Below are 11,459 nucleotides of genomic sequence, written 5' to 3'. Positions count from 1 at the left end.
AACAAAAAAAGTGTCTAGATAAATCAGGAAAAGACATTTCTTATAAGGAAAACTTTTGTTTTGCTATAGAAAAACTTTAGTTCCACTAGGGAGAAACTTTAGTTTCATGCTGTAGAAACATAGTGTTTTATTGTAATTTACTGTAAATCAGAAGTTAATTGCAGTATTTAAAAGATACAGGTAACGATATAGTAGTGAAAGTCCAGCTACACATTGTATTGCTCTGCATAATTTCAAATATCTCTCTAACGCAAAAGTAAGTAATGTTTTTGATGCTTACAAGTTAATCTAAGTATATTTAGAGATGGGCTAGTTATTTATCTTTCGCCACACTAATTCCCTGTCTACATTTTTTTCAAGAGGAATAATATAGAATTTTTTTGGAAGCTGGAATGAGGGGTGCGAAACTACAGTGGAATAGAATTATTAAAAACGGTCATAATGTCATGAATCCCATTTTATATAAAAGAAAATAGAATAATACAAATATTGGCATAATATTTGTTCATCTTTTAATAAGATAGTATTTGTGAGGTCGTAATGTGCATTTAGAATATTTGATAAATACTTTAGATGATTATTATGGCATTATTTTATTTTTTAATAATTCTTATTTCTAACAAATATGGAACACACGATTAAATTTTATCCTGTCGGTAATGCAGATTGTACTTTAATAAAGTTGAGTAACGGTAAGACGATTATTATTGATTGCCAAATAAAAGACAATCTTGTGGACAATGGTAAACAGATCTATTTTGATGTAAAAAGAGATTTGTTGAATGAGCTTAAAAAGGACATCGAAGGTCGCCCTTTTGTGGATTTGTTTATTAATACACATCCTCACAAAGACCATTGTGACGGCTTTAGTACGAACTTCTTTCATGGTGCACCCAGTGAATACGACAAGGAAAGAGATAAGAATAAAATTATAATCGGGGAATTATGGGTTACACCGCGAGGTGTCGGCAACGTATTAACTGATTGTGCTGAGGATATCAGAAGAGAAGCCAAACGTCGTCGGGAAATTTATGATCGTGATAGAAGCTATAATGGTGGATATGGCAATTACCTCCGCATAGTGGGATATGATAAAGATAAGGAATTTGATAGCCGTTACGGATATGTTCCGGGTAAGACAGTTCTATCGGCAAACGGAAAGCCGTTCGAATGGTTAGAAATCTTTATTCATGCTCCTTTCAAGGAGGATATCACTGTCTGCAAAGAAGATGATGACAAGAATGCGACATCTATAGTTGTTCAGTTCGGGTTCAAAATATCATCTTGTGCTGGTTTTAAATGCCGTGTATTAATGGGTGGGGATGCGGAACATGAAATTTGGCAGCATATTCTCGATAACAATATAGATGACGAACATTTGAAATGGGATATTTTTTTGGCACCCCATCATTGTTCGTGGACGTTCTTCAATGATTCTTCAGACAAGGAAAAGGTCATGCCTTCCGCTGAAGAAATAATGAAGAAGCAACTGGGTAGCAGAGCTTATGTGGTTGCCTCTTCCAACGCGATTATGAATGATGGCAAAAATCCTCCTTGTTATCAGGCCCAAACGGAGTATAAGAAACGGCTTGGCAACAAAGACAATTTCTTAAATACAGCAACAGACCATCTTAAAGGAAATATATCGCAACCTATTGTCTTTAAAATTGCTGAAACAGGAAAACGACATGAAACTATTTCTGTGGCCGCCGGTGACACTATTATTTCGCGCCCGGCACCTAGAGCCGGTAAATGACAGATAAAATGTATAAAGAATATAAGATACTAAAAGGCAGTGAGATACGTGGAAGTCAATTAAGGCTTCCACGTGCTATTACAATACATAAGGCGGCTTTGCTACATCCTTGTGTGACAGTGAATTCATGTATCCGCAACTCGGCAGATGCGGAAATTATTATTCTAACTTTGCATCGTCTCAGCATACCAGATGAGCCGGTTTATCCTATTCAGGAAGTTGAGGAGATAGCTGTTATTTGTACGAAAGAGGATCTCAGTTTACCAGAGGTCTATGCACTGCGAAAAGATTTTCCGGTAGGTCTTCCACATTCTAATGCTAGAGCCTTTGAACATCCTGTATCCTTATGTATCAGTGATGTCCCTTTTTCAGACATCAGACACCAGTTCAATGCTTATGATTATATCAATTATATCATAAATTGGTTTAACAGAAATAGTTTGGGACTGTTACACGAAAAGGATCGACCTTTGGAAGTATTCTTTCAATTTAATAAAATATGTACTTTTAAGAATATCCAGTCTGTAGATGCTTGTTATGGGTTATATACGGAATTATCAAAATTGACTTCCACGCTGGAGTTTGTCAGCAAGAACAAGGCAACCCATTATATTGTAAATATTCCAACAAACAGCAATGTTTCCAAAAATATGGCTTGTTTGCCTAAGACTATTGGAGAATTGGCTGATATATCGTCTGTTATTGGGAAGTCGGTTCCTGATACCATTCTACAAACACTTGTTTCAACGGTGGCAGGGAAGACACAGTTGCCTCTATTGATACTTCTTTATATACCTTCAAAGAGGATGGCAAGAGGTAAAGATGAGCGTATAGATTTATTCCTTGTAAGAATTACACCAAAGGCGAGGGACATTAGGCATAAGTATGGAGTTCTTACACCTGAAAATTTTAAGAAGTGGTTTAATGAAATTCCGATAGAAATTATTTTCACTGTTGAACCGGTAGCGAGGCAATATAATGCTCTTTTTAACGCCAAAGATCTCCTCTACAAAAAGTTAGTTGTGATAGGTGCGGGTACTCTTGGCTCTAATATCTTGGACTCTTTTGTGCGTGAGGGCATAAGTGAAGAGGTCGTATTTCTAGATTTTGACTATTTATTGCCGCACAATGTAGCCCGCCATATATTGTCTCCGAATATGGTGATGTATTCAAAGGTAAAAGCTTTGGAAAATCATTATAGTGGTATTATTGACCAGAAAATTACTGCGATTGAGAAAGACATGCTTCGATTGTCAGAAAATGATAAGAAGATCATATATAAAGATACGGATTTGATTGTTGATGCTAGTACTTCAGTTGCTGTAGAACGAAAGATTGCTTTTGAACCATATAGTGAGAAATATCGTTGTTGTACTGTCTTCTTGAATCCGAGGGGAAATGAGCTGGTTATGTTGATGGAGGATAAAGCAAGAACACAACGCTTGGATTTGCTGGAAATGAGTTATCAACGAAATCTGATCATCCGGTCTGAATTATCATCACATTTGGAAATGGTGGACCAACAAAGAACAAATAGTTTTAGTTGCCGTTCAATATCAAGCATTCTGGATTATGATAACGTAGGTATTCTCGCAGGTATCGCTTCACAACAAATACAAAAAGCATCCAAAAGGGATAATTGTAGTTTGTGTATCTGGAGGGTGAATGGACAGGATAGTACGGTCAGTAAAATTAGTTTAAACATTTCAAAATGGAAACAATACAAATCCGAGGATATACAGGTATATCTCGCCAATGATGTCCAAAATGAAATGGAAAACCAAAAAAGGCTGTCTCACGACAAAGAGACAGGTGGCTGTCTTTTTGGTTGTTATGATAAAGACCGACGAATAATTTATGTCTTGTATATGCATCCGGCTCCTTGTGATAGTCAATCTACTCCTGCTTCTTTTATTCGAGGATGTGAAGGGCTTTCTCAAGTGAAGAATGAGATATCGAGGAAAACATACCATCAAGTAACTTATCTAGGAGAGTGGCACTCCCACCCGAATGGGAACTGTGCACCGAGCAGTACTGATAAAGAGCAGTTCCGGCAAATGAGTGATTGGCTGGAACAGGAAGACTTACCTTTTGTACAGGCTATTTCCGGTAATGATGGAATATATATAAATGCAAAAATATAATTAATAAGTATGGGGGAAAACGGAAAACGTATTGGATTGGCATTGTCCGGTGGTGGCTACAGAGCAGCAGCTTATCATTTGGGGACTTTGCGGGCTCTTCATAAGATGGGTTTGCTTGAAAAGGTTGATGTTATATCTTCCGTATCGGGAGGGTCTATTATTGCTGCATTTTACTTGTTGCATAAAGACGAACCTTTTGAACAGATTGAGCAATCCTTCCGTAAGTGTCTAGCACATTCTTCACTTTGGGGGGCTATATTAAACCTCGCAATCGTTTTTTTACTCCCAGCATTGTTGGGGATTTTTGTAAGTGGGTGGTTTTTGTTTTTGTATTTGTTGCTGTATTGGGGATTCTATCTTATTCCAAGTAGTAAGTGGATCGCCTTATATTATGACAGGTTGTTTTTCAGAAAGAAAAAACTGAAAGATTTACCAGATTCACCTATTGCCGGTATTAATTCTACTAATGTGGCGACAGGACGTCTTTTTACATTTTCAAAACAAGATGTGGGAGGATATGATTATAGAGAAAATGGTCGAAGCATCATTAAAGGAGAAGAAATTCCTATATCCTTCGCTGTTGCATCCTCCACTTGTGTGCCGTCCATATTCTCACCTACTCAAATAGACAAACGATATTATGAAGAAGGAAAATATAAGGATACATTACTTGTTGATGGCGGTTTATATGACAATCAGGGGGCTTATATATTAACAGAAAGTACCAATAAATTATATCGGGTGGAGAATGTGGTAATTAGTGATGCGGGAAATGCTCGTCCTGATATAAAGGGAGTTCGTAATACTATCTGTTTAATGTTTCAATCGATAGAAGTTCTAATGAACAGAATCCGGACCATTCAAATACGAACTAATATTTATAATCGCACAAAGAAAAACTCCGCATATTACGCTTATGTTTCTTTGCTATGGTCAGAATGGAATTCAATGGTAGATCGGTTTATGGATAATATCAAAAAGGAAAATGTCCCAGAGTTAGTATTATCGGCTCATAGAATTTCTTTAGATGATGTTATTGCTTTTAGAGAAAAGAATGATCAAAATGCAAAATTCCGAATTGAAGAGTGTTTTAAGAAATCTATAGGTTGGCAGGTACTGCTTGATAGCGCACCTTCAAAAGAACTTCATGAGATAGCACTATCTGTGGGTACAAATCTTACGCCACTGTCAAAAAGAAAAATAGATGCTCTTTCTGCTCATTCAGAATGGCTTACAGAATTACAAATTAAGACATATCTGCCTCATTTATTACACTAGAAACAATACGTATAATTATTTCATTTTATATATTAGATATTAAGGATTGAAAATGAGGCCAACAATATTGCTAGTCTCATTTTTAATTCTTGAACAATCCATCTGATCTCTTATAAAAATGAGATTATAGATGAATAATCATCCCTTGATGCAGTGCCGCAATGATGCCATACAGAACCATGTTTATGAGTGGAACAAACCTTACAATCACATTTTTTTAAAGCGTTGACTACAGCTTGACTTAAATAATGTCCGACCTTTTCGGTTGAAATGAAAGCATTTTTAGGCCTTAAATGATCGATCATCCAATTATCCATATTATATTTACTACCATGGTGGGGAACTTTTAGCCAATAGATTCCTTTGATTTTATATTTATCTTCTTCATAAAGAAAATGATCAATTGCATCCCGACCAGCATCCCCCATAAATAAGAATTTTTTTCCATCATCCGGTTTGAAAATAAAAATAACACTACTTTGATTATGACTAGATGGATCATCACCTGCATCATCTAAAGTTTTGCTGTAAACTCTCCCCTCAATTAAGGTAATAGATGCATCTTCATTTTCGTCTGTTGTATAATCCTTTTTTTTCAATTCATTACGAAAATCAGGAACCAGTTGCTCGTAATATGTCACAGAAGGGCCCAGTACCTCAATGTGATTATCGAATGCATCCACACTGTATGGTTTGTCAGAATATTTACCTGCATCAGAAAAAGGTTCAGTCCATATTAATTTTTTATTACCTAATTCGTCTAATATATCTAGCATATTCTTATTATCACCAAGATCATAAACAGAACGCGCTTTTACAACTAAAGAATCATGAGTTCTAATTCTCTTAACCATGCCTAAAGAGACATGATCAGCTGGATCATCTACCCAAAAATGAGAAATATTAATTCTATTAGGAGCATTGTCTCTTATTTGCTCAAGTAACCAAACAAATCCACCAAAATGATCCTTATCACAATGGGAACATATAGCAAGGTCTATATTTTTCCTCCCATAACGATTTTTAATAAAATTCGCGATCGTTGGTCCGTCATTATAATTTCCTGCATCGACTAGAATGATATAGTCTTTGTCATTATCATCATCATCATAAAAATGGATTAAGAAAGCATCTGCCGACTTTACATCCAACATATCAATTTCGTATTTTGTGATTTTCATATTTTTTTGATATAATAATTACTATTCTCTTTACTGTAGAAATTACAATTTGATTTTTTTCTGGTGGATATTTTGTCTCTTTACTGAAGATACCGCCAATTTCAGAGGTAAGGAGTCAAATATTTTATCCTGCATTTTTGTCATGTCTATCAACCTTTTTTCTATGTGCTTCCATTTATAGTCTCCTTCAAGCATGGCTACATTTTCCTCAAAATCTATATCCTCAAAAAAAGTAATAGCCTTGAATGGTCTAATAACATTTGCATTTGGAAATTTATGTTCATAAAATTTCAACATGGAATAGAAAGAGAAGCGTGTGGAAAGAAAAGCTATATCAATAAAATCCTTCAAACGGGAACCATTGTCCGCAATAGCGGAAAGCTTCATGGCAATGATATCTTTCATACTGTACAGTCTGATACCTTCTTCCAGACAAGGTTTTTCAAGCAAACCATATCCATGGGTTATACAATCTATCTTAACCCCTTCAATAGAACCTTTCAATGTATTTTTCTCCATAAAGTCTGTACGAAAGCCGTACTTGTTCTCCAAAAAATCTTTCAATACGACAGCATTAAATGGCAAAGGGGTAAAGAGATCCAAATCCACAGACATTCTATGTCCCAGATACAAGGCAAGAGCTGTTCCTCCGGCAAGAGAGAATGAGGACAGCATTTCCTCTTGTTCCAAATTTCTTAAGAGTTCAAGAGTTGTTCCCTCAACAGTTTCCGTGTGTAACATCTTAGCTCTTCTTTTTTTAGATTAAATGCAATACATACAAAATTGATATCCCTGGGCGACAGATAAGGAACATCTTTTACTATCTCCCGAAATCCCTCTATCCCCCCATATATGTTGAAAGCCGCATAAAAATCTTTTAGCCACCCTCTTTCAAGTATACGCTGTACCACGATTTTTCTGGATTTCCACCAGTCAAAATCAGAAAGATCATACTCCCACAATAGTGTCGGAGAGACAGAATACAAGTCCTTATATTTTTTATAATCATCAAATATCGTCATATATTATATAAAACCTGATACATTTACAAATATAAGTTTTTTTGTCCGGATAAACAAGTTTTCAATGATTAAATTTGGAATAGCACCCAAAAAGGAATGTTATTTTTTATCTGACAAGATACACCTAACATACAGAATGTTACAGATAAAATATGGGGCTGGCGGTATCCGTCAGCCCTATTTTTACATTTCCTTTTTCCCAAACTTTGCGACAGAAAGAAGGATAAATAACGGACGAAAAAGAACAAAAGATGGAAACAGGAAATGAAGACATCGAAATGCTGAAAGCATTAATCCAGGAGAGCTTCTCCGAGCAACGTGAACTCATCACCCGGCTGGAAACGGCACTGGATGCCATGACCAGCATCAATGGCAAGCAGATGCTGGACAGCCGCGACATGCGCCTGCAGCTGAAAGTCTGCGACCGGACCCTTATCCGCTGGCGTAACTCGGGCAAGCTGCCTTATTTCAAACTGAGCGGCAAGATATACTTCTGGGCCTCGGATGTATACCGGTTCCTCCGTGAAGAATACAGGGACGAAAGTCCGGATATCAGGAATAACAAACCCGTAAAAAAATCATAGAAGATGGAAAATCAAAGTAAAGTCATCATGATCGAGCGCAACAAGTTTGCGTCTCTTGTCAAGGCGCATCGCAAATGCCTGCAGATGCTGAGTATCCTGGCCTATGCCTGCGCGACAAAGGAAGTGCAGCTGACCTTCACACTGGAGGAAATCTGCGAACTGCTACAAATGAGCCGTGAGGAAGTGGAAAGACAAAGACAGAAAGGCTACATCCGCTTCGTCCACCGGAACGGCATGACAGTCTATGAAATCACCGACATCCTCCGCCTCAAGAACATGCTTGAGATGGGGGGCGTCTACCGGAAGATAGATGAGAAAACCATCATTCTGGAGGTGACGGGGAAAGAAAAAAAAGAAACGGGACCTTCAATCGGCTAATAAACATGAAGCAACTGGTACATGCCTCGCTTTTCAGCGGGTTCGGAGCGGCGGATCTCGCCGCCGAATGAATGGGATGGCGTAACGCCTTCCATTGTGAGATAGATGAATTTTGTAACAGGATTTTAAATTACTGGTTCAGCCATGCAGAAAGTTATACAGACATCACAACTACGGATTTTCGCCGGTGAAGGGGACGGGTCGACGTTCTCACAGGAGGCTTCCCCTGCCAGCCGTTTTCTGTCGCCGGCCAGCGCAGAGGTGCGGAGGACAGCCGTTACCTCTGGCCTCACATGCTCCGTGCCATTCACGAGATCCGGCCCGATTGGGTTGTTGGTGAGAACGTTGGTGGCATCCTCCAGGTGGTACAGCCCGGCAAGGAGACTCACGTGGGATATCAGCCCTCTCTTTTCGGAAAGGCTAAGCCTGTATACCGCAAACGGGAGGAATACGTCGTGGAGACCATCTGCCGAGATCTTGAGCGTGAAGGATATACCGTCCAGCCGTTGCTTATTCCGGCTTGTGCCGTCGGTGTCCCGCACAGAAGGGACCGTGTATGGTTTGTTGCCCACTCCGATGGCGAGGGATTACAGCCCGAGGGGGCCGAACTGTCTCCAGAAGGGTCTTCCGGAAATCATCCGCGAGATGCTGCTGCCCACCCCGACAGCGACGGAGATACACCACCGGCAACGGGTGGAACGCTGGAAATATCTGGGTCGGACGTCCATGCACGGTGCGGAGGACGGGGAGAAGAACCCCAACGGCCTGACGGATTTCCTGGACTTCCACGGGCTGCTCCCGACCCCGACGGCAAGGGATTGGAAGGGTGCACCGACGCTGGAGAACTTCGAGAGGAAGGGGAAGAACCCGCGGCTGGGAAGCCTTCCCGATTTCTTTGCCCGAACTGGGAGAAGTTTCCAACTCAATCCCCTGTTTGTGGCCGAGATGATGGGGTTCCCCACGGACTGGACGGTATCACCTTTTCTTCCTGGCGGCAGCAGTCCGTCAAGGGATACGGAAACGCCATCGTCCCCCAGGTGATCCATGAGATATTCAAAGCGATAGAATCAACCTATAAATAACATGACATGCATATGTTAATCATTGCGGAACATCCGCAGTTCGGCAAGGTCCGGACCATAGAGAATGAAGGAAGAATGTGGTTCTGTGCCGCTGACGTGGCACAGGCCCTCGGTTACGTGAACACCAATGACGCCATTGCCCGCCATTGCAAGACGAAGGGTGTCGTATTTTACGATATCCCTACGGCGGGCGGACGGCAGAAGGTGAAGTTCATCGACGAGGGGAACCTGTATCGTCTGATAGCCGGTAGCCGCCTGCCATCAGCCGAGAGGTTCGAGAGCTGGATTTTCGACGAACTGGTCCCGCGCACGCTCAAAGAGGGCGGCTATCTGCTGGGGAAAAAGGGGGAAACGGACGCTGAACTGCTTTCACGCGCCCTGATGCTGGCGGAGAACAAGCTGAAGGAGCGTGACCGGCGCATATCCGAACTGAAAAAGGAAAATGCCCTGAATGCCCTGAGATTGGGGTTACAAGCCCCCAAGATACGTTATTTCGATGAGGTACTGCGTTCATCAAGCACCTATACGCCCACACAGATCGCCAAGGAGCTGGGCATGAGCGGGAGGGAACTGAACCTGAGACTGAAAGCTCTCGGCATCCAGTTCCGCCAAAGCGGAACCTGGATGCTCACTGCACGTTATCAGAAGGAAGGATATACACGGACCCATACGCACAGCTGGCAGAGCCGCAGCGGGGAAACCGGCACGGCCATGCATACGGTGTGGACCGAGAAGGGCCGTCTGTTCATCCACTGCCTCTTCAGTAGCCAGCCTCTCTCTTAACCCTTCGCCGCTGGCGGCAACAGAAAGGGCTGTTCCCCCCCGTTATTTGGGAGAACAGCCCTTGATATATCCGTTCCGGCGCCCGGCCTGTCAAGATGTGCCTGCCGGATGCCCCGCTTTCCATAGGCAGGTCTCCGTACCCGTCCAAAGTAGGATTCCCTATGTTTTGCAATTCCCATTATCCATGACTTGACTTGATTTTCATTATACCCGTGGTCACCCGGGAGCGGAAGGAGCCTATAGTTTTGGCCCCCTCCGGTTTTCTTTTTCCCGCAGTGTCCGGGCATCCCGCAGCGTCTCCTGCTGCCGTAGCGAGTCGGCAAGCATCCGGATGAAATGCCCGTAATCCTCCACGAGCAGCTGGACGCATTCGAGCCGCAGCGTGTGTGCCATGTTCGCCATCGGGCTTGTACTACGGGCGGCGATGTCCTGCCTGAGCAACGTGTCCAGGCAGACATTCTGCCTCTTTCTCAGATATTCCAACACTTTTTCCGGACTGCCCGATTCCCTTGCCTTCTTTTTCAAGTCCCTGAAACACTTGTACAAGTAATACTCCTTGTACGCCTCTTCCGCGTGTGACTCGAAAAAGGAGAGGTAATCCTCACCGGCTTTTACCGCCTTATCCTGGATTCTTTTGTCCAGGACTTCCATTCTCTCATCCAGCCGGTCCATAAACCGGACCATGCCTGGGTTCTGTCTTTCCATACCTTATCGTTTTAAACCGTTCGTCCTATGTTTCACGGGTTGTCCGTTTTCCTCTTTCACGTCCTGTTCCGGCTGTCCAAAGGAAAGGAGACGCGAGAATTCCAGGCAGTCTTTCAGCACCTGCCGTGAGCATTCCAAAGACAGCGCGCGGCAGGTGTCCGCCATCGGATGGGCACCGCTTCCCGCCGGCGTCCCGTCCGCCAGCCTTTCCCTGTGGTACCTGGCGATATCCCCGAAATACCTCTTCAGGTCCTCCACGTCTTCCGTCCTGCCGACTTTATTACGTAACAGGCGGTAATGCCCGCGTTGCAGCTCCCCCTTGTACAGGTACGCGGCTTTCCATTCAAAGAAACGGCAGTAGTCCGTAGAGGCGGACTCCAGCCCCTCGCGCATGACGCTCTCAACGGCTGCGATCTTGTCGTCCAGCAATTCCCGTAGTTTGCGGATGCTCCCATTTTCCTGCCTCATATCCGTTACATCTTTAACCCGTCCGGCTTCTTTCTTTGTAAGCATTCGATAAACTCCCCCTTTCATTCTAAAAATGTG

General features: G+C 42.0%; 12 protein-coding genes and 1 pseudogene. 8 read left to right on the top strand and 5 right to left on the bottom strand.

Translation table 11 applies throughout. From position 1 onward, the window contains the following. Positions 1-625: 625 nt before the first annotated feature. The 3 genes from DW205_RS21545 to DW205_RS21535 are packed head-to-tail and all read left to right on the top strand — an operon-like array spanning position 626 to position 5,178. Entirely contained in the window at positions 626-1,756 is a 1,131-nt protein-coding gene (locus DW205_RS21545) for a hypothetical protein (protein ID WP_117797319.1), read from the top strand. Between the two features lie 8 nt (positions 1,757-1,764). Further along, positions 1,765-3,900 (top strand): Mov34/MPN/PAD-1 family protein, encoded by a 2,136-nt coding sequence (locus DW205_RS21540; RefSeq protein WP_158557042.1) that lies wholly within the window; start codon positions 1,765-1,767, stop codon positions 3,898-3,900. 9 nt (positions 3,901-3,909) lie between these two features. Then, positions 3,910-5,178 (top strand): patatin-like phospholipase family protein, encoded by a 1,269-nt coding sequence (locus DW205_RS21535; protein ID WP_117797323.1) that lies wholly within the window; start codon positions 3,910-3,912, stop codon positions 5,176-5,178. A gap of 110 nt (positions 5,179-5,288) precedes the next feature. Here the strand turns inward: DW205_RS21535 and DW205_RS21530 are convergent, their stop codons facing one another. The 3 genes from DW205_RS21530 to DW205_RS22700 are packed head-to-tail and all read right to left on the bottom strand — an operon-like array spanning position 5,289 to position 7,381. Further along, a complete protein-coding gene (locus DW205_RS21530; RefSeq protein ID WP_117797325.1) occupies positions 5,289-6,359 on the bottom strand; it encodes a ComEC/Rec2 family competence protein in 1,071 nt (356 codons plus the stop codon). A 42-nt stretch (positions 6,360-6,401) separates the two neighbouring features. Next, entirely contained in the window at positions 6,402-7,100 is a 699-nt protein-coding gene (locus DW205_RS21525) for a nucleotidyl transferase AbiEii/AbiGii toxin family protein (RefSeq protein WP_100766152.1), read from the bottom strand. Next, the gene (locus DW205_RS22700) at positions 7,055-7,381 is read right to left on the bottom strand and encodes a hypothetical protein (protein ID WP_100766151.1); all 327 of its coding nucleotides are present in this window, start codon (positions 7,379-7,381) and stop codon (positions 7,055-7,057) included. The genes DW205_RS21525 and DW205_RS22700 overlap by 46 nt, the downstream gene beginning before the upstream one ends. Before the next feature lie 251 nt (positions 7,382-7,632). Between DW205_RS22700 and DW205_RS21510 the strand changes: the two genes are divergently transcribed. From DW205_RS21510 to DW205_RS21495, 5 genes and pseudogenes are all read left to right on the top strand, one after another. Next, positions 7,633-7,965 carry a helix-turn-helix domain-containing protein gene (locus DW205_RS21510; protein WP_117699717.1) on the top strand — a complete coding sequence of 111 codons (333 nt, stop codon included), beginning with the start codon at positions 7,633-7,635 and terminating at the stop codon, positions 7,963-7,965. Between the two features lie 3 nt (positions 7,966-7,968). Beyond that, entirely contained in the window at positions 7,969-8,343 is a 375-nt protein-coding gene (locus DW205_RS21505) for a hypothetical protein (RefSeq protein WP_100766149.1), read from the top strand. Between the two features lie 260 nt (positions 8,344-8,603). Then, positions 8,604-8,876 (top strand): annotated as a pseudogene (locus DW205_RS22695) (DNA methyltransferase); the annotation flags it as partial. Between the two features lie 43 nt (positions 8,877-8,919). Beyond that, entirely contained in the window at positions 8,920-9,384 is a 465-nt protein-coding gene (locus tag DW205_RS22690) for a hypothetical protein (RefSeq protein ID WP_233523173.1), read from the top strand. Between the two features lie 47 nt (positions 9,385-9,431). Then, positions 9,432-10,208, top strand: coding sequence for a phage antirepressor KilAC domain-containing protein (locus tag DW205_RS21495; RefSeq protein ID WP_118289764.1), 777 nt, complete (start codon positions 9,432-9,434; stop codon positions 10,206-10,208). 237 nt (positions 10,209-10,445) lie between these two features. Here DW205_RS21495 and DW205_RS21485 read toward each other — a convergent pair whose 3' ends face one another. Beyond that, a complete protein-coding gene (locus tag DW205_RS21485) occupies positions 10,446-10,913 on the bottom strand; it encodes a hypothetical protein (protein WP_117797331.1) in 468 nt (155 codons plus the stop codon). Positions 10,914-10,916: 3 nt separating this feature from the next. Then, positions 10,917-11,459, bottom strand: a 543-nt coding sequence (locus DW205_RS21480; protein WP_233523172.1) for a hypothetical protein, incomplete at its 5' end; no start/stop codon positions are given.

The organism is Parabacteroides sp. AM17-47 (assembly GCF_003434625.1).
Classification (GTDB): domain Bacteria; phylum Bacteroidota; class Bacteroidia; order Bacteroidales; family Tannerellaceae; genus Parabacteroides; species Parabacteroides distasonis.
Note: the sequence above shows the minus strand (reverse complement) of the source record. Positions and strands in the feature narration are given on the sequence as shown.